Consider the following 22,949-nt stretch of genomic DNA (forward strand, 5'->3'; position numbering starts at 1 on the left):
AATTATTTTTATATTAATAATTATCTATCTAACAAATCATTCAATTGCATTTTCCCAAAATGAAAAAATTAAAATTGGGCTACTTGCACCTTTATCTGGTGAATATAAAGAATTAGGACAATCAATAATTAGATCAACCCGAATGGCTTTGAATGATATTGGAACCGACGAAATTGAAATTTATCCAATGGACACTGGTATAGATCCTAATCAAACTTTAAAATCAGCTACTAAATTAAAGAATGAAGGAATAAAGATTTTTATCGGTCCAATTTTTTTTAAAAGCTTAATGTATTTGGATGAAATACAAGATGTTATTTTTCTATCATTAACAAATAAAACAAATGATCTACCAAAAAATGTGATAAGCAGTGGAGTAAATTCTTTGTCCCAGTTAAATGCAATTAAAAATTTTTTAGAATTAAGTAAAGTAAAAAAAACAATTTTTTTAACACCTGACCTTGATTACAAAAATGAAATTGAAAAAGCCATTAAACAATCAAAAATCAAAATTTCTAAACAATATACTTATGACACTGAGCCAACTAAACTGACTAAGCAAATTGAAAAGATAACAAATTATGAGGTGAGAAAACAAAACTTGGTGGATGAAATTTTAAGAGTTGAAAACTCAGATTTAGTGGATAAAGAGGACCAAATTAAGAAATTGGAAAAAAAATATACAATTGGAAACGTAAATTTTGAAGCTGTTATTATTTCTGATTTTGATGAAAATCTTAAAAGTGTAATTACTTCACTTATCTACACCGATGTATCACCAAAAAATAAATTATTTATAACTCTTAACCAATGGTTCGATGAAAGTTTATTTTTAGAGGAAAATATCCAGCCCCTATATTATCCATCGATTAATAAACAGAACTTAGAGACATTTAATAAAAAATTTTTAGATACTTACAATTCAGAACCAAATCATCTAAGCCTATTAAGTTATGATCTTTTGGGATTGATTTATTATTTATCCTTAAAATCTGATTTTTCAGACGTGAATAATATTTTTAAAAAAGAAAATTCATTTAAAGGTAAAATTGGAATTTTTGATGTAAAAAATAACAAAATTAACCATAGATTAAACTTTTACAAAATTGATGGGGGAGAACTTAAAGAAATTTTCTAAGCTTTTTAAAAGCATCAGACCTATGGTCTAATTTATACTTTTGATATGGCTTCATCTCTCCAAATGTTTTTATTTTATTTTTAGGAATAAATATTGGATCATATCCAAACCCATTTTTACCCTTAGGTTTTTTGGAAATATACCCTTCAACTTTTCCAACAACACAAGCTATTTTTTTATTTAAATCACTTATAGATAAAGCACAAATAAATCTGGCATTAATTTTTTTATTCCTCCAATTTTTATCTTTTTTATCTAATGCCCTATAAACTTTTTGAATTGCTTTATTAAAATTTAATTTTTTTCCAGCCCATCTTGCTGAAAAAATTCCTGGTTTTTTATTTAAAATGTCAATTTCTAAACCAGAGTCATCAGCTAGGCAGATCAGATTAGTTTTTTTTGAAAAATATTGTGATTTAATTAGAGAATTTTCTTTAAAAGTCTTTCCTGTTTCTCTTGGGCTCTTTAAATTAAATTTTGAGGTAGGAAATGTTTTGATATTAGCTGGTAACAAATCTCTAATTTCCTTTAATTTTCCTTTGTTATTTGTACCTATAAGGAGTTGTTTAATTTTTTTTTTTAGCATCTGGAAATTTAATTTTTTCTTACCATATATGTCCATATGGAAAAAGATCAAAACCAAGATAATACAGACAAAGCATCAGAGAAAGATCAAAAAAGTTTAAATCAAGATCAAAAAACTGAAAATTTAGAAACAAATAATAAAGAACAAGACCAAGAACAGGATCAAGAACAAGAAAAAACCCCAGAGGAGAAAATTTTAGAGTTAGAAGATAAGCTTGCAAGATCATTTGCTGAAATGGAAAACCAACGAAGAAGGTTTGAAAAAGAAAAAGAAGATGCTTTTGAATATGGAGGGTTTTCCTTTGCAAGAGAAGCTTTAAATCTAATAGATAATCTTGAAAGATCAAAACAAATCTTATTAAATGATGAAACTTTAAAGGATACTGAGGCATTAAAAAAAACACTCGAACATTTTGATATTATCAATAAAGATTTAATTTCAATTTTTTCAAAAAATAAAATTAAGCCTATTGAATGTCTCAACAAAAAATTAGATCCAAACTTTCATCAAGCAATGATTGAAATTGAAGATGATCAAAAAGAACCCGGAACAATTGTTCAAGAAATACAAAAAGGTTTCACAATTAAAGATAGATTGTTGAGACCAGCTCTAGTGGGCGTAGCAAAAAAAAGTGAAAAAAAAGAGGAAAAAAATGAGGAAAATAAAGAAAATTCAGGAGATAAATAATATTTAAATGAACTTGTAGAATTCAATTTCAACCCTATATGAGGAGGACAAATAACTGATATGAGCAAAATAATTGGAATAGATTTAGGAACAACAAACTCTTGTGTGGCTATTATGGAAGGTAGCCAAGCAAAAGTCTTGGAAAATGCAGAGGGTGCAAGAACTACACCTTCAGTAGTTGCTTTTACTGAAGAAAAAGAAAAATTAATAGGTCAACCTGCTAAAAGACAAGCAGTAACAAATCCAGAGAATACAATTTTTGCAGTCAAAAGATTAATTGGTAGAAATTTTGAAGACCCAACTGTTAAAAAAGATATCGAGGCTGCACCTTTTAAGATTGTAAATTCTGAAAAAGGTGACGCATGGATTGAAGCGAAAGGTGAGAAATATTCGCCATCACAAATTTCTGCTTTTATTCTCCAAAAAATGAAAGAGACTGCTGAAAAATATTTAGGTCAAGCTGTTACAAAAGCAGTAATAACTGTCCCTGCATATTTTAATGATGCACAAAGACAAGCTACGAAAGATGCTGGAAAAATAGCTGGGTTAGAAGTTTTAAGAATTATCAATGAACCAACTGCAGCTTCACTAGCCTATGGTTTGGATAAGAAACAAAATAAAAAAATTGCAGTTTACGATTTAGGTGGTGGAACCTTTGATGTCTCTATTCTTGAATTAGGTGATGGAGTTTTTGAAGTAAAATCTACAAATGGTGACACCTTTTTAGGCGGAGAAGATTTTGACAACGCTGTTGTGGAATATTTAATTTCTGAGTTCAAGAAAGATAGCGGTATTGATTTAAAAACTGATAAGTTAGCATTACAAAGATTAAAAGAGGCAGCTGAAAAAGCAAAAATTGAACTTTCAGCAGCTGAGCAAACAGATATTAATTTACCATTTATAACTGCTGACAAAACTGGTCCTAAACATATTAATTTAAAAATGACTAGAGCCAAGTTAGAAGCTTTGGTTGAGGACTTAATCGCTAAAACTATTCCACCATGTAAAACTGCTTTAAAAGATGCTGGAATTTCAGCTAGCGATGTTGATGAAGTGGTAATGGTCGGTGGTATGACTAGAATGCCAAAAGTCATTTCTGAGGTAAAAAATTTCTTTGGTAAAGAACCAAACAAAAGTGTTAATCCAGATGAAGTGGTTGCAATGGGTGCTGCAATACAAGCTGGTGTTTTACAAGGTGACGTAAAAGATGTTCTTTTATTAGATGTAACACCATTATCTCTAGGAATTGAAACTCTAGGTGGTGTATCTACAAAACTTATAGAAAAAAATACAACAATTCCTACAAAAAAAAGTCAGGTATTTTCTACTGCTGAAGATAACCAGCCAGCCGTCTCAATACGTGTTCTTCAGGGTGAAAGAGAAATGGCAACAGATAATAAATTACTTGGTAATTTTGAACTAGTTGGTATTGCTCCAGCTCCAAGAGGAGTTCCTCAAATTGAAGTCACTTTTGATATAGACGCTAATGGAATTGTAAATGTGTCTGCAAAAGACAAAGGTACTGGCAAAGAACAAAAAATTCAAATTCAAGCCTCTGGTGGATTAAGTGATGAGGAAATTGAAAAAATGGTGAAAGATGCTGAAGCCAATAAAGAAGCAGACAAGAAAAAAAGAGAGTCAGTCGATGTTAGAAATCAGGCAGATACTCTAATTCATTCAACTGAAAAAAATCTAAAAGAACATGGATCTAAAGTTTCAGATGCTGAGAAAAAAGCAATTGAAGATGGGTCAAATGCATTAAAGGAATCTCTTAAAGGTGAAGATATTGAGGACATTAAGAAGAAGACAGAGGCATTAGTACAAGCTTCAATGAAACTAGGAGAGGCTATTTACAAGTCACAACAAAGCACAAAACCAGATTCTAGTAAAGATGATGGAAATGATGAAAAGGGAAAGAAAGACGATAATGTTGTTGATGCGGACTTTGAGGAAGTAAAAGACGAGAATAAAGAAAAAAGCGCTTAACTGACATCTATTTGTCCAGGTTATATACATGGCTAAAAGAGATTATTATGATGTCTTAGGAGTAAGTAAAAGCGCAAGCCCCGACGAACTTAAATCAGCCTACAGAAAATTAGCTGTTAAATATCACCCTGATAAAAATCCCGGTGATAAATCTGCAGAAGATAAATTTAAAGAAGCCAGTGAGGCTTATGGTGTGCTCTCTGATAAGTCTAAAAAAGAAAACTATGATAACTTTGGACACGCTGCATTTGAAAATGGCGGTGGTGGGAGAGGTGGTTTTGGTGGTTTTGGTGGTTTTAGTGGTGCAGATTTCTCTGATATTTTCGAAGATTTTTTTGGAGACTTTGGTGGTGGAGGTAGAAGAAGTTCAAGAAAAAGCTCAAATAACAGAGGTTCAGATCTAAGATATGATTTATCAATTACACTAGAGGAGGCATACACTGGAAAAAAACAGAATATTCAATTCTCTACGTCTGAAAAATGTAATACTTGTAAAGGAAATGGTTCTAAACCAGGCTCAAGTCCAGATAGATGCACTTATTGTGGAGGAAATGGAAGAGTTAGATCTAATCAGGGTTTCTTTACAGTTCAACAAACTTGTCCTCAGTGTGCAGGCAGTGGTGAAGAAATAACCAATCCATGTGGAGATTGTAATGGACAAGGTAATAAACAAACAAATAAAAAAGTATCTGTAACAATTCCTAAGGGTGTAGATGATGGGACGAGAATTAGACTTGCTGGCAAAGGTGAAGCTGGAATAAGAGGAGGTACTAGTGGAGATTTATATTTATTTATCAATGTTAAATCGCATGAGTTATTTAAAAGATCTGATGTAAATTTATTTTTTGAATTCCCAATTTCAATTGCTGATGCTGCCCTTGGTACAACAATAGAGATACCTACAATTGATGGAAAAAAAGCAAAAATTAAAATACCAGACGGAACTCAAGATGGTAAACAATTTAGATTAAAAGGAAAAGGTATGCCATTTATGCGAAGAGGTGATTTTGGGGACTTATATGTTCAAGTTAAAACTGAAGTACCAGTATTTTTAAATAGAGAGCAAAAAGATTTATTAGAGCGATTTAGAAAAATAGAAAATGAAAAATCAAACCCAAGTATAAAAAAATTTTTTCAAAAAGCTAAAAGTTTTTGGAATAGTTAGAAAATGGGATTAGAAGAAATCGTTCCAGCTATTTTTTTGATAGCAGTTTTAATTCTAGTGCTACCTGAATTTTTGAGGTCTAACTCAAAATCGAAAAGATTTATCAAAAATTTATTTATTTGGTCTATAATTGTTGCTTTCATTGTGATACTTTCTATCTTTATCTTTAAATGAAAAAAATTAAATTATTAGTGACCGGTTGCATGGGTCGTATGGGCCAACAAATAATTACATCTGTAAAAAAGGATAAAAATTTTAAACTTACCGCTCTGACAGAAAACAAAAAAATTAATAAAAAGATTGATGGGGTTAAAGTTGATCTTAATAAAGAAGCATTATTTAAAAAAGTAGACCTAATTATAGATTTTACAATACCAAAATGTACTTTTCAGGTTTTAAAAATAGCAGCAAAGTTAAAAAAAAGAGTGGTTATTGGAACCACTGGTTTTACTAAAAAAGAGGAGGATTTAATTAAAAAATTTTCAAAGAAAATACCAATTTTAAAAGCTGGAAATATGAGTTTAGGAATTAATCTTTTAATGTATTTAACAGAGATAGCTTCAAGTTCGTTGGGAAAGAATTTTTTAAGTAAAATTTTTGAAATTCATCACAGACATAAAAAAGACTATCCATCAGGTACTGCATTAATGTTAGGTAAAGGGATAGCCGTGGGTAAAAACAAAAATTTTTATAATTTGTTAGGAAAAAAGTATTTAAATAAAAAAACTTTTCCCTTTGGAAAAAAAATAAATTTTAATTCTATAAGACGAGGGGAAATTATTGGAGAACATGAGGTTAAATTTTCAAATGGTAAAGAAATAATTACTTTAAATCATGAAGCTTTCGATAGAGCGCTTTATTCTGAGGGTGCTTTGTCAGCAGCAAAGTGGCTAATAAATAAAAAACCAGGTCTTTATTCAATGAGAAATTTGATGAATTTTAAATAATGAATGAAATTCAAAGAGCTAAGTCAGTCTCACAAATTTTAAACAAAACTTACCCAAAAATACACGTCCCCCTTAAAAGTAGAAATGTTTTTACACTTTTAATTTCTGTTCTTCTTTCTGCACAATGCACTGACGTAAATGTAAATAACGTAACTAAAAATATCTATCCAAAATATTATAAACCTGAACACTTTGTTAAATTAGGAAGAAAAAAAATCGAAAAATTAATTCAAAAAATTGGTATTTTTAGAATTAAGGCAAAAAGTATTTTTAATTTATCAAAAATACTGATCGAAAAATATAACGGCAAAGTACCAAAAACCTTTGAGGAATTAGAGAACCTTCCTGGTGTTGGTCATAAAACAGCTGGGGTTGTGATGTCTCAGGGCTTTGGATATCCCGCTTTTCCAATAGATACTCATATACATAGATTGGCCCAAAGATGGGGTTTAACAAACGGAAAAAATGTTGTTCAAACAGAAAAAGATTTAAAACGACTTTTTCCAAAAAAAAATTGGAACAAACTTCACCTTCAAATCATATATTATGGAAGGGAATATTGTAAAGCAAGAGAGTGTTATGGTGTGACTTGTAAAATTTGCACCACTTGTTATCCTAATAGAAAAAAACCTGTAAAAACTAAAAAAGCTTAATATGAAAATTCTGGGCATTGGCAATGCAATTATTGATGTTATTTGTAAAGTGGAGGAAAGTTTTATTACAAAAAATAATTTAACAAAAGGTACGATGAAACTAATTTTTGACGATATAGAATTCAAAAAAATTTTAGCCAATCTTAAAATTGAAAAAACTGTTTCAGGAGGTTCAGTTGCCAACTCAATAGTAGGATTATCTCAACTTGAAAATGATGTTGGATTTATAGGAAAAATATCTGACGATGATTTTGGCAAAAAATACGAAGACGGATTAAAAGAAGAAAATGTAAAATATTTTTACAAAAAACAAAAAGAAAATTTTCCAACGGGAACATGTCTTATTTTAGTAACACCAGATTCCGAGAGAACTATGTGTACTTTTTTAGGTATTGCAGGAAAAATAAATGAGAATGATGTGGATGAACATATTATTAAAAAAAGTGAATTAATTTTTTTAGAAGGTTATTTATGGGATGAGGGAGAACCTAAAAAAGCGTTTGAAAAAGCGATAAAAAATTCAAATAAAGTCGCAATGTCATTATCAGATCTTTTTTGTGTAGAAAGACATAAACAAAATTTTTTAAAATTAGTAAAAGAACAATTAGATTTAACCTTTGCAAATGAAAATGAAATCATGACACTAATCAACACTAAAAATTTTAACGAAGTAATTGCTTTTGCAAAAGAAATTAAAAAACATGTTGTAATTACTCGAGGAGACAAAGGAGCAGTATCAATTTTTGGAGATAAGGTAGTTGAAGTAAATGCTAATAAAAATCTCTCAATTAAAGATTTGACTGGTGCAGGTGATCTTTTTGCGGCTGGTTATTTACATGGTTTTATAAACAATCTTTCTACTGAACAATGTCTAGAGAAGGGAACGGAATTATCATCAAAAGTAATTCAACAAATTGGTGCAAGACTTTAACGTTTTTTTCTTTTGAAACTTCCTTTGCCTTTTTTTGGCTTAATTACTCTAGGCTTATACTTTCTGGAAAAAAGTTCTTTTGCAAATTTATTTTTTTTTATTAATTTCGTAGCCATTATCATTGCTTATAATGAAATAATCATCTTTAAAAACTTTTAGAATTTTTTTTCTCAATCTGTAAATATGTGTTTCGACAGTATGAGTTTCTACCTGGGACTGGTATCCCCAAACCTCTGATTGTAATTCTTGAATTCCTACTGGTTTATTGGCTTTGAAAAGATATACTATTGAACCAATCTCCTTTTCTGTAAGCTTGAGTTTGTTATCTTTTAAAAACATTTCTCGTGAATTAATATTGAAATTGTAGTTCCCAATTAGAATTTCAGATTGCTCATGAAAATTCTTTTTTATAAATTCAATATTAATTTTTTCCAATAATTTAAAAATTGAGGTAGGAAATTTATTAAAAATTATTTGATTATTTAGACCAGGTATTTCTTTTTTAGTTAAAATTAAAGTATTTGATTTTAAACTTAGATTAGATAATTGATGTTGGTCAGTTTTCTCAACATTAAAATTTATATCTTTGTTAATTTCCACAAAAATATTATATAATTCATCAAGCTCATAAATCGCGAGATTATGATTATTCATATAACATAACCATATGATAATTTACTTAAAAAATAAACATACACTTCTAATCGATGATTTTTATTTCAAATGCTGTATTGGAAAAAATGGTTTAAGTAAAAAAAAAATTGAAGGTGATAAAAAAACACCAATTGGACGTTTTTCAATTGAACATCTCTATTACAGATCAGACAGAGTCAAAAATTTTTCAACTAAACTAAAGTGTATAGAAATCAAAAAAAATTTGGGTTGGTGTGATGACCCATTAGATCAAAAAAATTACAATAAACTCATATCTATCAAAAAAACAATCAAATGTGAGAAGCTTCATAGAAAAGATCATAAGTACGATTTAATAATCCCAATAAAATATAATTATCCAAAACCCATTAAATTCAAAGGAAGCTGCATCTTTATTCACTTAACAAATAATTACAAACCTACCGCAGGATGTATAGCCCTACAAAAAAAAGATTTTTTAATAATGTTAAAATTAATAGATAAAAAAACAAAAATTCAAATCAACTAACCTCTCGCTCCAAAAATATCAGAGCCAATTCTTACATATGTAGCAGAATTTTTTATTGCGTCTAAATAATCAGAAGACATTCCCATGCTCAGTTCATTTAAATTTAAATCTTGATTTAAAATGCTCATTTCTTTAAAGAAAATATCTGATGGTTTTTCTAGTGGTGGGATACACATTAATCCAACCACATTCAAATTAAGAGATTTACAATACTTATATAAGTCAGACACCAAGGATTTATGTATTCCAGATTTTTGTTGTTCATCTCCGATATTTACTTGAATAAATATTTTTAATTCTTTCTTTTGTTTTTTTTGTTCATCAGATATTTTTTTCGCAAGCTTTTCACTATCTACTGAATGAATAAAATCAAATAATTTTACAGCTAATTTAACCTTGTTTGTTTGCAGGCCCCCTATTAGATGTAATTTGATATTCTTATTACTTAACTTTATATCACTCCACTTTTCTATTGCCTCTTGTACTTTATTTTCTCCAAAATCCGTATGACCATGATTTATTAAAGGTGATATTTTATCCATTCCAAAAGTCTTTGATACTGCAATAATTTTTGGTACTTTATTGATCGTTAAAGTATCTAAACTTAAGTCAATTTTTTTTTGGATATCTACTAAATTTTGAATAGTTTTATGCATGATAAATTACTAAAAAAATATTACTTTATAAATTCTTTTGATACAAATATTATCAACAAACAAGATAAAAGAACTACATTTATTTATAGAGATTATAAAACATCAAAGTTTGATACTAAAAAAATTTTAAAACTTAAAAATTTTCTCAAAAGAAGAGGTAATAAGTTTTTATTAGCAAATAATTTCAAAATGGCCCTGAAACTTAAATTAGATGGTGTTTATCTACCATCTTTTAATAATAAATTTGATCATTTAAATTATTCAACTTACTCAAATTTTATTATTTTAGGGTCTGCGCATAATTTAAAAGAAATAAAAATAAAAGAAACTCAAAGAGTCCAAAGCATATTTATCTCATCACTTTTTAAAAAAAATAATAATTTCCTTGGAATAAATAAATTTAAACTAATCTCTAGCTATTCAAAAAAAAATATAGTTGCTTTGGGAGGGATATCCAAAAAAAATACCAAAGTGTTGAGATTACTAAATATTTCAGGTTTCGCAGGGATTTCTTACTTTAAGGAATAATATTCATCGACTATCTAAGCGAGAGTGTAAAAATTAACACCAATCATTACTCTATCTTTTGTTCCACCATATGTTGACGAATGTAGTCTATCAGCTGGAAAAATTACAATTGTTCCAGGGGAGGGTAAAATTTCATGATCAGGATCATACAATTTCAAGATTCCTGGTTCAGCACATTTTTGATCACCAACAGAGAGGTAGTAAGTAAGACTATATTTTTTGTTAATGAAGTTGTGTTTTGTGTCAAAATCATTGATATGGTTGTGTGATTTTAAACCACTGCCTGCTCTTAATATATTGAAGAAAGACTCTATTATAAATATTTCAGATTTAACCGCTGCACTCATTATTTCTATAAGATCTTTTTCTACTTTATCTAAAATTAAAGATTTATTATCAAATAATTCATAGTTAGAACATTTGCCATTTCCATATCGAACATCAGAAGTTTTGTCTAAATCCATAGTATTTACTTTGTAAAGTTCTTCAATAAGATTGGACTCAACTTCTCTAATTGAAATATATGGATTAACGTTAAGTCCTGGATGAATATCAGATTTATTATTTTCTTTTTTGTATTGTTCTATACTGGATAAAAATTTATTTTGTCTGTAAATTTTTCTTAAATTATAATCAGCATCTACAAATTCTGGTTTTAACTCTAATGTTTTTTTGTAGTTCACCTCTGCTAGATCAAATCTACTTAATTTTCCATAAATAATACCCAAGTTATAGTAAGCTTCAGCAAATTCAGGTTTATAATTAGTTATCTTAATGAAACATTCTTCAGCATCATTGAGTTTATTCTTTTCAATTAGCAACATCCCAAGATTAGTAATTGCATCAATATAATCTTGTTTAAGATTTATTGCTTCCTTAAAACTTATTTCAGCATCATTCAATTTTCCAAGCTTTTTTTGAGTAATACCTAAATTAAAAAAGGCTATTTCGAATTTTGGATTATATTTTATTGCATTCTTAAAGCTTAATTCTGCACTATCCAGTTTACCAAGCTGAAAATTTATGGCACCAATGTTTGTATGTGCTTTGTAATGAGAGGGTTGATCTTTTATTATATCCTGAAAAATATCTTTTGACTCTTCTAATTTTCCACTTTGAAGTAAATTTTTAGCCTCATTTATCTTTGTTTCAATACTCATTTTAATAAACTATTTGTGTTCTAAACATTTTAGTAAAAAAAAAGGCCCCTTAAAAGGGGCCCTTTTTTTAAATTTGTTTTCTAATAAAATTAGAATGCAAATGATATGCTGAACTCGTAACCTTCTCTGTCAGTTGCAGCGATTCCAGACATATTATCAGCTGTGTTCATTGAACCACCAATTGTCATAGAACCTGAAGTGAACGAAGCACCAATAGCAGATGACTCTTGATCCGCATCAGTTGCCGACTCAGTTTCTAATGTATGTTCAGTGTAACCGATTGTTAAATCATCGTTTACAGCATATGTGATACCATAAGCAATTGATTCTTGGTCAGAACCAGCAGTAGTGTCATCTAAGTCTGATGCTTGAACACCAACTGTGAATCCACCCATTGCATACGTAGCATACATAGTAGTCTCTTCTTGCTCTCTACTTGAAGCAGCTGCTACTGTATGATCTGCAGATGCAAAACCAAGTCTTAAGCCTTCAACCATTTCTGGTTGTATATCAACCGCGAAGTCCATGTAAGACTCAGCAGCATCACTTGTGTGATTTACGTAGTATACTTTAAAAGTAGCACCACCAACATTTGGAGATGTGTAGATAAACGCATTATCTGCACCACTACCATTAATCACAAGTGGAGTTCCACCAGTTGTAGTACCATTTGTATCAACTACATCCCATGCTTCTTCGTAAGCATTTGGAGTTACGTCATCTACAGCACCTAATGCAGATGAAGCACCATGACCATCAAATGCTAAAGATCCAAAGTCACCTGAAAATGTAACGCTGTAATCATCTAGAGCACCGCCATCGATTTCGTATGCTAAAGCAACACCGATACCATTGTCCATTTCACCACTTGCAGCGAAATTTAAACTATCACCCATAGTAAAGCCGTTTCCATTACTACCGAACTCTCTGTTAGCATCACTAAATGTGATAGCAGCTGAACCACTTACTGACATGTCAGCAGCATTAACAGAAAAAGTCGCTAGAGAACCAGCTAAAGCTGATAGTCCGATTTTTCTTAAATTGTTCATATTAATTACTCCTTTTTATTGTTTAATTATTAATAATAAACATTGGCAAAATATCATTTTCTATCTTAAAAACCCTATAATTGCTGTATTTTATCTAAATTTTTATCGATTGTTGCATTTTTACAACACCTATTTTAGTAAAACGTTACTATAATACTGATTTAGATATATATATTTATTATAATTTCACTTTAAAAACTCTAAATGCTTATTAATAAAAAATTATCCGCATTATTCATATTAATTTTTACTTTAACTTCTTGTGCCAAAGAAGGTTTCTTTAAACCTGGTGATGCTAGAAAAATTTCACCAGATCCAAGAGAAAGAGTAAAAAAAAATATGGAAGAGGGAAAAGGATTTAGATTACAAACTGCAATTAGTGGAGGAAAAGGTACTACTTTTGAATTTGCAAGTTCGAACGAATTGTGGAGAGCATCTCTTGATGTTTTGGATTTTATGCCTTTAACATCAGCAAACTATAGTGGCGGAATTATAATTACTGATTGGTATTCAGAACAGGGCAACACAAATGAGTCTATTAAAATTACAATTAAATTTTTAAGCAATGAAATAAGGTCAGATGCTATAAATGTGGATGTTTTTTATAAAAAATGCATTGCTGAAAATAATTGTAAAGTAAGCAAACAAGATGGGCAATTAAAAAAGGAAATCACAAAACAAATACTTGCTAAAGCGGCTGTTTATAAAAAAATATCAAAAGATAAAAATTTCAAACCTTATAAAATGTCGATTCCAGATAATAATCGCGAATAGTTTCTAAAGATTGATCATAAATTGAAATGAACAGATACAATTTTAAATCGATAGAAACAAAATGGCAAAATTATTGGGAAAAAAATAAAAGTTTTAAAGTCAAAACAAACCCTTCACAAAAAAAATTTTATTGTCTTGAGATGTTTCCTTACCCATCAGGAAAAATTCATATGGGCCATGTTAGAAATTATACCATTGGGGATGTTCTTGCTCGTTATAAGTCTCTTCAAGGATATAATGTTTTGCATCCAATGGGATGGGACTCATTTGGAATGCCAGCCGAAAATGCAGCAAAACAGAATAATTTAGATCCAAAAAAATGGACTGAAATAAATATAAGTAACATGAAAACCCAACTAAAAAAACTAGGTTTATCAATTGATTGGGATAGAGAAATTTCAACTTGCAGCAAAGAATACTATAAACATCAACAAGCCTTTTTTTTAGAACTATTTGAAAAAAAACTTGTTTATAGAAAAGAAAATTATGTAAATTGGGATCCGGTAGATGAGACTGTTCTTGCAAACGAACAGGTTATAGATGGTAGAGGTTGGCGCTCTGGGGCTATTGTTGAGAGAAAAAAATTAAACCAGTGGTTTTTTAACATATCTAAATTTTCGCAGGAATTATTAGATGGCCTTGAAAAATTAAATAATTGGCCGAACAAAGTAAAAACAATGCAAAAAAATTGGATTGGAAAATCGTTTGGATGTGAAATTGATTTTAAAATTGAGGGAGAGTTGCCTATAAAAAATATTAAATGTTTTACAACAAGACCTGATACCCTTTTTGGATTTTCCTTCTTGGCATTGTCAGTAGATCATGAAGTTTCTAAATTCTTTAAAGATAATAAGGATTTTATTAATTTTAAAGAGGAGTGTTCTAAAACTGGTACAACGGAAGAGGCAATAGCAGTTGGAGAGAAAATTGGCTTTAAAACAAATCTTTTAGCTGTGAATCCTCTTAATCCAAAACAAAAGGTGCCAGTGTATTTTGCCAACTTTGTTTTGATGGATTATGGATTTGGAGCTGTTTTTGGTTGCCCAGCGCATGACCAAAGAGATTTCGACTTTGCAAAAAAATATGATCTTAAAATAAAAACTGTTGTTCGTCCTTATGATGAAAATGAAAATTTTGAGGTACGAGATGAAGCTTATCCTGGCCCCGGCGTGATGATTAATTCTGACTTTCTAAATGATCTTAAAGTGCCAGATGACTCTATTCTTGAGACAATTAAAATTTTAGAAAAAAGAAAATTAGGTAAAAAACAAATTAACTTTAGATTAAAAGACTGGGGTGTATCAAGACAAAGATATTGGGGGTGCCCAATTCCAATAGCATATGATGATCAAGGAAAAGCTTATCCAATACCTAAATCAATGTTACCAGTGGAACTTCCAGAAAATATAGATCTCAATGTCAAAGGAAATCCACTTGATAATCAGAAAAATTGGAGAGAAATTATTTTGGCAGGAAAAAAATTAACAAGAGAGACTGATACATTAGATACGTTTGTTTGTTCATCATGGTATTATCTCAGATTCTGCTCTCCCACAGAAACAAAATATGGATTTAAAAAAGAAGATATTAATTACTGGATGCCAGTAGATCAGTATATTGGTGGTGTAGAACATGCGATCTTACATCTACTTTATTCAAGATTTTTTATGCATGCATTATCATATGATGATAAAGATTTTAATATATTAGAGCCATTTAATGGTCTGTTTACACAAGGAATGGTTTGCCACGAAACCTATAAAGATCCCGATAATAACTGGGTAAGTCCCGACGAAATTGAGAATATTGATGGAAAAAAATTTCTGAAAAAAGATAAATCTAAATTAATTTCAGTTGGTCCATCAGAGTCAATGTCAAAGTCAAAAAAGAATACAATTGATCCAGAAAATATTATCAATAACTATGGAGCTGATGCAGCAAGGTTATTTATATTATCAGATAGTCCTCCTGAAAAAGATATCCAATGGTCAGAGGAGGGGATTGCCTCATCATATAAATTTATTCAGAAACTTTGGAATTTAAATAAAAAAATTGTTGATGAAATTAACAAAGATCATAATAGCAATAATGATGATGAATTAAAAAAATATACCAACAAATACTTGAAGAAAATTCACGATAATCTTGAAAGTTTTAGTTACAATAAAATCGTTGCAAACTTGTACGAAATGTATTCTTTCTTAAATAAACAAATAGAAAAACCCTATACCAAACGCACAATTTTAGAAAATTATCAAAAAATCTTAATTACGATGACACCAGTTGTTCCACATTTTGCTAATGAATGTCTTAGTACCATTCAAGCAAAAAACTTTAAATGGCCAGAATATGATAAATCAATGTTAAAAGAAGAAATTGTAAATATTGTAATACAAATTAATGGCAGGAAAAGAGGTCTAATTCAATCAAAACCAGATATGACTGAAGAAAAACTCTTTGAAATTATAAAGAATGATGAGAAAATAATGAAATATTTTGATCAAAAAAATATAAAAAAGAAAATTTATATAAAGGATAAACTTTTAAATATAATTATTTAAATGCTAAAAAAAATTTTTTTTATAATTCTATCATTAAATTTATTAAATCATTGCGATTACAAACCAGTTTATTCAAAACAAAACAATATAAATCACAAGGTAGTGGTAGAAAGTTTTAATGGAGATAAGGATATAAATAATTTAATTGTTAATAATTTAAAGAGAATTAGCAAAGAAAGCTCTAAAAGTAACATTAATATTAGTTTTAATACAGTTTACACAAAAAAAATTTTAGCTAAAAATAACAAAGGAACAATCACTGACTATCAAAGTAATGTTGAAACAACATTTCTTATTACAAAAAAAAATAGTACTGAAAACTTTGTAGTTGTAGAAAAATTTAATTTCCAAAAAATGTCAGATAAATACGAGGAAAAAAATTATGAACGAGATATCAAAAAAAACTTTGCTTCTTCAATATCTCAAAAACTAATTCTTAGATTGGCAATTGTTGAATGATATTAAAAACATTTGAGTTAAGTAAAATCAAGGATGAAACAATTTTTTATCTTTTATACGGAAAAAATGATGGTTTAAAATCAGAATGTATCGATGAAATAATTAATAAAAGTATTGGCAAAGTTTATAATTATGACGAAAAGCAAATAAAGGATGAAATTGAAACTTTCTACGAAAACATTTTATCTGGTTCATTATTTGAAGATAGCAAAATAATAATTATAAACAGAGCCACAGATAAAATTTATGAAATTATTCAAGATTTAATTGATCGAAATATTCATAATATAAAAATAATTATTAATGCAGGGCTTCTTGAAACAAGATCTAAGATAAGATCCTTGTTTGAAAAACAAAAAGATCTAATTTGTATTCCTACGTATCAGGATAATAATGATACACTCTCGAAGTTAGCTACAATTTTTTTTAGAGATGAAAAAATTTCAATCTCACAACAGAATATTAACTTAATTATTGAAAAATGTAATGGAGATAGAGGTTTTTTGAGAAATGAACTGGATAAAATTAAAAATTACAAAAGGAGTAAAAAAAAATTATCATCCAAAGAAATATTAAAGTTAATTAATTTAAGTGAAAACTTTGAGTTTTCAGAACTAATAGATAATTGTTTAGCAAAAAATAAAAATAAAATAATTAACATTCTAAATCAAAACAATTTTAATACTGAGGATTGTATAATTATTCTTAGAACCTTTTTGTCAAAAGCAAAAAGAATTCTTAAACTAGCTATTCAATTTGAAAAAAATAAGGATATCAACAAAACAATAAATTCAGCAAAACCTCCAATTTTTTGGAAGGAAAAAAATATTGTTAAAATTCAACTCAATAAGTGGAAACCTGAAAAAATAAGAAAACTAATAAATAGTATCAATAACATCGAACTTGAAACCAAAAAAAACTTCAATAATTCTATACTAATTACAACTAATTTTATTTTAGAAAAAGGATGTTCGGATATCAATAATTAGATTTAATGATATCAATTATTTTATTTAGTTGATCAATATCATGATAAACAAAAGTTATTGTCCCTTTGTTTTTTTTGTTATTTTTAATTGAAACATTTAAACCTATTTTATCAGAAATTAATTTTTCAAGGTTTTGGATATTTGGATCTGTAGATTTAACATAAGAACCTTTTTTCTTCTTAAAAATTTTGACAAAATTTTCTGATTGGCGAACTGAGAGCTTTTTTTCAATAATCTTTTGTGCAACAAAACTTGCATTTTCAAGACCAACCAATATCTTCGCGTGACCAGGAGATAACTTTTTAGTTTCTATATAAGTCAACACATCACTAGGTAGAGTTAATATTCTTAAGCAATTTGTGATATAACTTCTACTTTTTCCTATAAATTTTGATACTTTTTCTTGATCATAAGAAAAATCATTTATTAATCTTTGATAACCTTGTGCTTCTTCTAGTGGGTTAAGATCATTTCTTTGAACATTTTCAACAATTGCGAACTCTAAAGATTTTAAATCATCTGCTTCGGTAACAACCACTGGCACTTCATGTAGGCCTGCTCTTTGTGCTGCAAGCCAACGTCTTTCTCCAGCTATAATTTCATACTTTGAATTTTGATCAGATTTTCGAACGATAATTGGTTGAATAATACCTCTTTCTTTTATTGATTTTTCTAGTTCATTCAAACTATCCTCATCGAAAATTTTTCTAGGTTGAAATTTATTTGGATCTAAATCACCAATTGACAATTTAGTTGTGTTTTTCTCAATCTTAGTTTCACCTATTAATGATGATAATCCTCTACCCAATCCCTTTTTGATCTTATTCACTAAGCTGCACTCCCTACTTGATTTTCTTGATTAATAAATTCATCTGTAAAACTATAATACGATTTGCTACCTGGACAATTTTTATCATAAATTAAAACTGGTACCCCATGAGATGGTGCTTCAGATAATCTTACATTACGTGGAATTACTGTTTGATATACTTTTTCTTTAAAATAATTTCTTGCCTCCTGTTCAACTTGCGATGATAACTTATTTCTTCTATCGTACATCGTTAAGAGTATCCCTTGAATTTCTAATTTAGGATTCAAATTAATTTTTATTCGATCAATTGTTTTCATTAATTGCGTTAAACCCTCCAGGGCGAAAAATTCTGTCTGAAGTGGAACTAGGAGTGAGTTTGAGCACACGAGAGCCATTACGGTCAATAAACTAAGGGATGGTGGGCAGTCTATGAGTATATAATCGTATGACCCCTTAGAATCATTTAAAAACGCGGATAATTTAACCTTTAAAATGAATGCCCGATCACTATCACCAGCTGTCTCAACCTCAAGGCCAGACAAATCAACATTTGAAGTTATCACATCGAGATTATCAAAATTTGTTTTTTTAATTACCTTCTGGATAGACTTGGTTCCATTTAAAATACCATAAATAGTTTCGTCAGATCTTTCCAAATTAGATAAGCCAAGACCAGTTGTTGCATTTCCTTGAGGATCTAAATCAATAACTAAAATTTTTTTTCCTTGTTGTGTTAACGCTGACGCAAGATTAATTACTGTAGTTGTTTTGCCAACTCCACCCTTCTGATTTATTATTGAAATAATCTTCATTGAATTTTTTTTTCCATGTTTTTTATATTTAACAAAAACGAATCTTTACTTGTTAAACTTTTTTTTTCCTCATAGTCCAAATTCCAAATTTTTAGACTATCTTTCAAAATTTTTCTTCCACTTTTGCCCATGAATAAAATTATATTTTTATACTTGCCAAAATTTTTCTGCACTAGATCAAGAATTATGGGCATTGGTTTAAAGGCTCTGGACATAATGGTTCCAGTTTCAATATTTTTAATTCTAAAAATATCCTCTTGTATTATTTCTGTATTCAAATTTAATTTATTTGAGACATCTTTTAAGAAAACACATTTGTGATAACTTTTTTCATAAAGTTTTATTTTCATGCTGTTTTTTAATTTTTTCATTATGATTGCTATGATTAATCCCGGCATTCCACCTCCAGATCCTAAATCAGAGGTTGTATTACTATTTAAATCAACAAAATCAATTATTTGTGCAGAATCAATAATATGTCTTTGTCTAATAGCCTCTTTTTCAGTGTTTTTTTTGCTAATTATGTTAATTTCCCTATTTTTCTCTTGTATCAAGGTTATTAGGCTTTCAAAATCATTACAAGTTTCACGTGAAACATCATATTTTTGTATTTGAGAGTAATTTTTAGAAATTATCGAATCCATTAAGCTATATGCTTAATAGACTTTCTTTTAACGTGTGACAACAAAATATATACAGCTGCTGGTGTAATGCCATCTATTCGTAACGCTTGTCCCATAGTTTTTGGTCGTATTTTCTTGAATTTAGCTTTTACCTCATTAGATAAGCCGGAAAATTGATCATAATCAATATTATCTGGTATCATTAGGTTTTCATCTCTTTTAAAAGCTATGATATCTGCATTTTGTTTTTTTAAATAACCTCTATAATGAGAATTAATTTCTATTTGTTCGTCAATTTCTTGTCCAAAATTTCTAATTTCAGGCCAAATCTCTCGCATTTTATTCATATTAGCATCTTTTTGGGCTAAAATTTCATCTGCTGAACGTAAAATACCATCCTTTGCAACTTTAACACCATGTTTATCGGCTTTTGTTGGAGATATACTTAAACTAGACATTTGAAGAGATATTTCACTTATTTTAGCAAATTTGTCCTCAAATTTAAACTTTCTATCACTTGACACTAAGCCAATTTTTATACCTTTGTTGGTAAGTCTCAAATCAGCATTATCTGCTCTTAAGCTCAGCCTATACTCAGCTCTTGAAGTAAACATTCTATAGGGCTCTGCAACACCTTTTGTAACCAAATCATCTATCATCACTCCAATATAAGCATCTGACCTATCTAGGATGAATGGCTCTTTATTCATAAATGACAAAGCTGCATTAACGCCAGCTACAAGACCTTGAGCTGCGGCCTCCTCATATCCAGTGGTTCCGTTTATCTGACCGGCTAAATACAAGTTTTTAATTTTTTTAGTCTCAAGAGTTAGAAAAAGCTCCCTAGGGTCTACATAGTCATATTCAATAGCATATCCTGGTCTAATCATTTTTACATTTTCTAAACCATTGATATTGTTGAGTATTTCGGCTTGTACTACCTCAGGCAGAGAATTTGATATTCCATTTGGATAAATTGTGTAGTCATTAAGACCCTCCGGCTCTAAAAATATTTGATGTCTCGTCTTTTCAGCAAACTTGACTATTTTATCTTCAATTGATGGACAATATCTAGGGCCCACCCCTTGAATACTACCAGAGTACATTGCGCTCCTAGACAAATTTTTTTCAATTATCTTATGCACCTTTTCGTTAGTATACGTCATCGAACAAGACACTTGTTTGTTAGTTGTTGATTTGGTTAGGAAGGAAAAAAAATAAGGATTGTCATCCGCTGCTTGTTTTTCCAAATTTTTAAAATTTATTGTTCTCGCATCGAGTCTAGGAGGAGTACCTGTTTTCAATCTACCTATTTTAAATTTATATTTTTCTAATTGTTCACTTAAACCTGTGCTGGGTTTTTCATTATATCTTCCGGCCGGAGTACGCTCATCACCAATATGTATCAATCCATTTAAAAAAGTACCTGTTGTAAGTATTATTTTTTTACAATTAATCTTGTTACCTTTTAATGTTAAAAAGCCATTTATCGTATTATTTGAAAAAATAAACTTAACTACTGGATCTGAAAAAATGCTTAAATTACAATAGTTTGCAAGTTTTTCCTGCATATATTGCTTATATAATGATCTATCAGACTGAGTTCTTGGACCTCTAACGGCTGGCCCCCTGCTTCTATTAAGTAACCTAAATTGTATTCCTGATTTATCTGCAATCTCTCCCATAACACCATCTAATGCGTCTATTTCTCTGACTAAATGTCCTTTGCCCAAACCACCAATTGCAGGATTACATGACATCTCACCAATAGTATTTTTATTATGAGTAAATAGAGCAGTATTCACACCTAGGCGAGCTGAAGCAGCTGCTGCTTCGCAACCTGCATGGCCTCCTCCTATTACAGCAACATCAAATGAAAATTCATTTTTCATGATGTAAATTTATATTTGAAAAAAAATTTTACAAGGAACTTATTTTCCAATACAAAAATCGTTGAAAATACTACCTAATATTTCCTCTACATCGACTTTTCCAACAATCATTCCTAAATTTCTGGTAGCTAACCTTAAATCTTCAGCGGCTTTATCAAAATCTTTTTTATCATTTTTTTCTAAGAAATTTTTCAAATTACCTAAACAATGAACTAAGTGTTGTCTATGTCTTTCCCTAGTAATTAATATATCGTCATTCATAATCAATTTTGTCTTTAACTTATTTTTGATCTTTAAAATTAATTTATCTAAATTTATGTTTTCCTTTAATGAAATTAAAACATGGTCTAACTTATTTACCTCCGGATCCAATTCACCATTGATAAGATCTGACTTATTTATAACTAAAATTGCATTATCTTTTAGTAAATCGTTTAAAAATCCTCTAAAATCAATACTTTTAGCATCAACTACTACTAATTTTAGATCAGCTTTTTCTGCTCTATCTAAGGATAATTTAATTCCTTTTTTCTCTATTTCGTCTTTAGAGTTCCTAATACCCGCTGTATCTGAAATAATAACTGGATAACCATCCATATTTAAATGTGTTTCAATTACATCCCTTGTTGTTCCAGCAATTTCGGATACTATCGCTACATCTCTATTTGATAAATTATTTAACAATGAAGATTTCCCAGCATTGGTTGGACCAACGATAGCAATTTTAAATCCTTCGCGGATTATTTCACCGATCTTTTGATCATCTAAAATTTTTTCAATTTTGTTTAAAACTTCAGTTGTATCTTTTTTAATCTGTTTAATATTTTCATCAGGTAAATCTTCCTCAGGAAAATCTATTTTTGCCTCAACAAAAGATAAGATCTTTAATAACTTTTCTCTTAAATCATTAAATTTCTCAGCTGACTTACCTTCCATAATTTTTACAGCTTGTAATCTTTGCATTTCAGTTTCTGCTGAGATTAAATCACCTATACTTTCAGCTTTTAACAAATTAATTTTGCCATTTTGTAATGCTATCTTTGTAAACTCTCCTGGCTCAGCTAATCTGAAGTTTTCTATTTTAGACAATTCGTTTTGTAATGCTAAGACAATCGCTTTCCCTCCATGAACATGGACCTCAACCATATCTTCACCTGTGTAGCTCTCAGGACCAGGAAACCAGATAATAATACCTTCATCAATCAATTCAGAAGTGTTGATATTGTATATTTTTCGTAGGGTAGCTATTCTGGGAGTAGGTAAATCTTTCTTGGTGAGTAATTTAATTGCTTTTGACGCCTTCAGGCCAGAAATTCTTACAATTGCCACACCAGATACACCCGGTCCCGTTGATAAAGCATAAATAGTCATTCAAATATT

Annotated in this window: 24 protein-coding genes; 13 read left to right on the forward strand and 11 right to left on the reverse strand. The window is 29.5% G+C overall.

The genetic code is table 11. The features are described from left to right. Position 1 precedes the first annotated feature (1 nt). Positions 2–1,138, forward strand: coding sequence for an ABC transporter substrate-binding protein (locus tag ACTT83_RS03435; RefSeq protein WP_440918746.1), 1,137 nt, complete (start codon positions 2–4; stop codon positions 1,136–1,138). On the opposite strand, the gene rdgB is transcribed toward ACTT83_RS03435, so the two are convergent. Then, positions 1,122–1,724, reverse strand: coding sequence for an RdgB/HAM1 family non-canonical purine NTP pyrophosphatase (gene rdgB / locus ACTT83_RS03440; RefSeq protein WP_440918747.1), 603 nt, complete (start codon positions 1,722–1,724; stop codon positions 1,122–1,124). The two genes, ACTT83_RS03435 and rdgB, sit on opposite strands and share 17 nt — an antisense overlap. 36 nt (positions 1,725–1,760) lie before the next feature. On the opposite strand from rdgB, the gene ACTT83_RS03445 reads away from it, so the two are divergent. Genes ACTT83_RS03445 through dnaJ form a run of 3 tightly spaced genes read left to right on the forward strand, consistent with a single transcriptional unit; the run spans position 1,761 to position 5,562 of the window. Beyond that, entirely contained in the window at positions 1,761–2,411 is a 651-nt protein-coding gene (locus ACTT83_RS03445; protein WP_440918748.1) for a nucleotide exchange factor GrpE, read from the forward strand. Between the two features lie 60 nt (positions 2,412–2,471). Continuing rightward, entirely contained in the window at positions 2,472–4,397 is a 1,926-nt protein-coding gene (gene dnaK, locus ACTT83_RS03450; protein WP_440918749.1) for a molecular chaperone DnaK, read from the forward strand. 28 nt (positions 4,398–4,425) lie between these two features. After that, entirely contained in the window at positions 4,426–5,562 is a 1,137-nt protein-coding gene (gene dnaJ, locus ACTT83_RS03455) for a molecular chaperone DnaJ (RefSeq protein WP_440918750.1), read from the forward strand. Here the strand turns inward: dnaJ and ACTT83_RS03460 are convergent. Beyond that, the gene (locus ACTT83_RS03460; protein WP_440918751.1) at positions 5,559–5,705 is read right to left on the reverse strand and encodes a hypothetical protein; all 147 of its coding nucleotides are present in this window, start codon (positions 5,703–5,705) and stop codon (positions 5,559–5,561) included. The genes dnaJ and ACTT83_RS03460 overlap by 4 nt on opposite strands. 27 nt (positions 5,706–5,732) lie before the next feature. Here ACTT83_RS03460 and dapB point away from each other — a divergent pair, with 27 nt between their 5' ends. From dapB to ACTT83_RS03475, 3 genes are read left to right on the forward strand one after another with little or no spacing between them, the layout of a single operon-like run. Beyond that, entirely contained in the window at positions 5,733–6,509 is a 777-nt protein-coding gene (gene dapB, locus ACTT83_RS03465) for a 4-hydroxy-tetrahydrodipicolinate reductase (RefSeq protein WP_440918752.1), read from the forward strand. Next, positions 6,509–7,162: an endonuclease III gene (gene nth / locus ACTT83_RS03470; protein ID WP_440918753.1), complete on the forward strand. Its 654-nt coding sequence runs from the start codon at positions 6,509–6,511 to the stop codon at positions 7,160–7,162. Before dapB ends, nth begins: the two co-directional genes overlap by 1 nt. A 1-nt stretch (position 7,163) precedes the next feature. Next, positions 7,164–8,093: an adenosine kinase gene (locus ACTT83_RS03475; RefSeq protein WP_440918754.1), complete on the forward strand. Its 930-nt coding sequence runs from the start codon at positions 7,164–7,166 to the stop codon at positions 8,091–8,093. An 87-nt stretch (positions 8,094–8,180) separates the two neighbouring features. On the opposite strand, the gene ACTT83_RS03480 is transcribed toward ACTT83_RS03475, so the two are convergent. After that, complete coding sequence (locus tag ACTT83_RS03480) at positions 8,181–8,747, reverse strand: winged helix-turn-helix domain-containing protein (RefSeq protein ID WP_440918755.1); 567 nt, start codon at positions 8,745–8,747, stop codon at positions 8,181–8,183. A 13-nt stretch (positions 8,748–8,760) separates the two neighbouring features. Here ACTT83_RS03480 and ACTT83_RS03485 point away from each other — a divergent pair, with 13 nt between their 5' ends. Further along, a complete protein-coding gene (locus ACTT83_RS03485) occupies positions 8,761–9,255 on the forward strand; it encodes a L,D-transpeptidase family protein (RefSeq protein ID WP_440918756.1) in 495 nt (164 codons plus the stop codon). Here ACTT83_RS03485 and ACTT83_RS03490 read toward each other — a convergent pair. After that, positions 9,252–9,911: a YggS family pyridoxal phosphate-dependent enzyme gene (locus tag ACTT83_RS03490; protein ID WP_440918757.1), complete on the reverse strand. Its 660-nt coding sequence runs from the start codon at positions 9,909–9,911 to the stop codon at positions 9,252–9,254. The genes ACTT83_RS03485 and ACTT83_RS03490 overlap by 4 nt on opposite strands. Between ACTT83_RS03490 and ACTT83_RS03495 the strand changes: the two genes are divergently transcribed. Beyond that, entirely contained in the window at positions 9,906–10,439 is a 534-nt protein-coding gene (locus ACTT83_RS03495; protein WP_440918758.1) for a thiamine phosphate synthase, read from the forward strand. The two genes, ACTT83_RS03490 and ACTT83_RS03495, sit on opposite strands and share 6 nt — an antisense overlap. Positions 10,440–10,453: 14 nt before the next feature. Here the strand turns inward: ACTT83_RS03495 and ACTT83_RS03500 are convergent, their stop codons facing one another. Both ACTT83_RS03500 and ACTT83_RS03505 read right to left on the reverse strand, forming a co-directional pair. Next, positions 10,454–11,599, reverse strand: coding sequence for a tetratricopeptide repeat protein (locus ACTT83_RS03500; RefSeq protein WP_440918759.1), 1,146 nt, complete (start codon positions 11,597–11,599; stop codon positions 10,454–10,456). Positions 11,600–11,688: 89 nt separating this feature from the next. Next, positions 11,689–12,648 carry a porin gene (locus ACTT83_RS03505; RefSeq protein ID WP_440918760.1) on the reverse strand — a complete coding sequence of 320 codons (960 nt, stop codon included), beginning with the start codon at positions 12,646–12,648 and terminating at the stop codon, positions 11,689–11,691. A gap of 204 nt (positions 12,649–12,852) precedes the next feature. Between ACTT83_RS03505 and ACTT83_RS03510 the strand changes: the two genes are divergently transcribed. The 4 genes from ACTT83_RS03510 to holA are packed head-to-tail and all read left to right on the forward strand — an operon-like array spanning position 12,853 to position 17,431. Continuing rightward, a complete protein-coding gene (locus ACTT83_RS03510; RefSeq protein ID WP_440918761.1) occupies positions 12,853–13,422 on the forward strand; it encodes a DUF3576 domain-containing protein in 570 nt (189 codons plus the stop codon). A gap of 26 nt (positions 13,423–13,448) precedes the next feature. Next, on the forward strand, positions 13,449–15,983 hold the full coding sequence (gene leuS, locus ACTT83_RS03515; RefSeq protein ID WP_440918762.1) for a leucine--tRNA ligase: 2,535 nt from the start codon (positions 13,449–13,451) through the stop codon (positions 15,981–15,983). Beyond that, on the forward strand, positions 15,984–16,442 hold the full coding sequence (locus tag ACTT83_RS03520) for a hypothetical protein (RefSeq protein ID WP_440918763.1): 459 nt from the start codon (positions 15,984–15,986) through the stop codon (positions 16,440–16,442). Then, positions 16,439–17,431 carry a DNA polymerase III subunit delta gene (gene holA, locus ACTT83_RS03525; protein ID WP_440918764.1) on the forward strand — a complete coding sequence of 331 codons (993 nt, stop codon included), beginning with the start codon at positions 16,439–16,441 and terminating at the stop codon, positions 17,429–17,431. Before ACTT83_RS03520 ends, holA begins: the two co-directional genes overlap by 4 nt. Here holA and ACTT83_RS03530 read toward each other — a convergent pair. From ACTT83_RS03530 to mnmE, 5 genes are read right to left on the reverse strand one after another with little or no spacing between them, the layout of a single operon-like run. After that, complete coding sequence (locus ACTT83_RS03530) at positions 17,421–18,260, reverse strand: ParB/RepB/Spo0J family partition protein (protein ID WP_440916815.1); 840 nt, start codon at positions 18,258–18,260, stop codon at positions 17,421–17,423. The genes holA and ACTT83_RS03530 overlap by 11 nt on opposite strands. Continuing rightward, positions 18,260–19,054 (reverse strand): ParA family protein, encoded by a 795-nt coding sequence (locus ACTT83_RS03535; protein ID WP_440918765.1) that lies wholly within the window; start codon positions 19,052–19,054, stop codon positions 18,260–18,262. The genes ACTT83_RS03530 and ACTT83_RS03535 overlap by 1 nt, the downstream gene beginning before the upstream one ends. Continuing rightward, complete coding sequence (locus tag ACTT83_RS03540; RefSeq protein WP_440918766.1) at positions 19,051–19,698, reverse strand: 16S rRNA (guanine(527)-N(7))-methyltransferase RsmG; 648 nt, start codon at positions 19,696–19,698, stop codon at positions 19,051–19,053. The genes ACTT83_RS03535 and ACTT83_RS03540 overlap by 4 nt, the downstream gene beginning before the upstream one ends. Further along, entirely contained in the window at positions 19,698–21,569 is a 1,872-nt protein-coding gene (gene mnmG / locus ACTT83_RS03545) for a tRNA uridine-5-carboxymethylaminomethyl(34) synthesis enzyme MnmG (RefSeq protein WP_440918767.1), read from the reverse strand. Before mnmG ends, ACTT83_RS03540 begins: the two co-directional genes overlap by 1 nt. A gap of 39 nt (positions 21,570–21,608) precedes the next feature. Then, entirely contained in the window at positions 21,609–22,940 is a 1,332-nt protein-coding gene (gene mnmE / locus ACTT83_RS03550) for a tRNA uridine-5-carboxymethylaminomethyl(34) synthesis GTPase MnmE (protein ID WP_440918768.1), read from the reverse strand. Positions 22,941–22,949 lie beyond the last annotated feature (9 nt).

It is taken from the genome of Candidatus Pelagibacter sp. (assembly GCF_052049775.1).
Taxonomy (GTDB): domain Bacteria; phylum Pseudomonadota; class Alphaproteobacteria; order Pelagibacterales; family Pelagibacteraceae; genus Pelagibacter.

Bases quoted from the DNA above. Each gene is read 5' to 3' on its own strand.
- rdgB (WP_440918747.1), bottom strand. From the start codon at position 1,724: ATGCTAAAAAAAAAAATTAAACAACTCCTTATAGGTACAAATAACAAA.
- ACTT83_RS03445 (WP_440918748.1), top strand. From the start codon at position 1,761: ATGGAAAAAGATCAAAACCAAGATAATACAGACAAAGCATCAGAGAAA.
- dnaK (WP_440918749.1), top strand. From the start codon at position 2,472: ATGAGCAAAATAATTGGAATAGATTTAGGAACAACAAACTCTTGTGTG.
- dnaJ (WP_440918750.1), top strand. From the start codon at position 4,426: ATGGCTAAAAGAGATTATTATGATGTCTTAGGAGTAAGTAAAAGCGCA.
- ACTT83_RS03460 (WP_440918751.1), bottom strand. From the start codon at position 5,705: ATGAAAGCAACAATTATAGACCAAATAAATAAATTTTTGATAAATCTT.
- dapB (WP_440918752.1), top strand. From the start codon at position 5,733: ATGAAAAAAATTAAATTATTAGTGACCGGTTGCATGGGTCGTATGGGC.
- nth (WP_440918753.1), top strand. From the start codon at position 6,509: ATGAATGAAATTCAAAGAGCTAAGTCAGTCTCACAAATTTTAAACAAA.
- ACTT83_RS03475 (WP_440918754.1), top strand. From the start codon at position 7,164: ATGAAAATTCTGGGCATTGGCAATGCAATTATTGATGTTATTTGTAAA.
- ACTT83_RS03480 (WP_440918755.1), bottom strand. From the start codon at position 8,747: ATGAATAATCATAATCTCGCGATTTATGAGCTTGATGAATTATATAAT.
- ACTT83_RS03485 (WP_440918756.1), top strand. From the start codon at position 8,761: ATGATAATTTACTTAAAAAATAAACATACACTTCTAATCGATGATTTT.
- ACTT83_RS03495 (WP_440918758.1), top strand. From the start codon at position 9,906: ATGCATGATAAATTACTAAAAAAATATTACTTTATAAATTCTTTTGAT.
- ACTT83_RS03490 (WP_440918757.1), bottom strand. From the start codon at position 9,911: ATGCATAAAACTATTCAAAATTTAGTAGATATCCAAAAAAAAATTGAC.
- ACTT83_RS03500 (WP_440918759.1), bottom strand. From the start codon at position 11,599: ATGAGTATTGAAACAAAGATAAATGAGGCTAAAAATTTACTTCAAAGT.
- ACTT83_RS03505 (WP_440918760.1), bottom strand. From the start codon at position 12,648: ATGAACAATTTAAGAAAAATCGGACTATCAGCTTTAGCTGGTTCTCTA.
- ACTT83_RS03510 (WP_440918761.1), top strand. From the start codon at position 12,853: ATGCTTATTAATAAAAAATTATCCGCATTATTCATATTAATTTTTACT.
- leuS (WP_440918762.1), top strand. From the start codon at position 13,449: ATGAACAGATACAATTTTAAATCGATAGAAACAAAATGGCAAAATTAT.
- ACTT83_RS03520 (WP_440918763.1), top strand. From the start codon at position 15,984: ATGCTAAAAAAAATTTTTTTTATAATTCTATCATTAAATTTATTAAAT.
- holA (WP_440918764.1), top strand. From the start codon at position 16,439: ATGATATTAAAAACATTTGAGTTAAGTAAAATCAAGGATGAAACAATT.
- ACTT83_RS03535 (WP_440918765.1), bottom strand. From the start codon at position 19,054: ATGAAGATTATTTCAATAATAAATCAGAAGGGTGGAGTTGGCAAAACA.
- ACTT83_RS03540 (WP_440918766.1), bottom strand. From the start codon at position 19,698: ATGGATTCGATAATTTCTAAAAATTACTCTCAAATACAAAAATATGAT.
- mnmG (WP_440918767.1), bottom strand. From the start codon at position 21,569: ATGAAAAATGAATTTTCATTTGATGTTGCTGTAATAGGAGGAGGCCAT.
- mnmE (WP_440918768.1), bottom strand. From the start codon at position 22,940: ATGACTATTTATGCTTTATCAACGGGACCGGGTGTATCTGGTGTGGCA.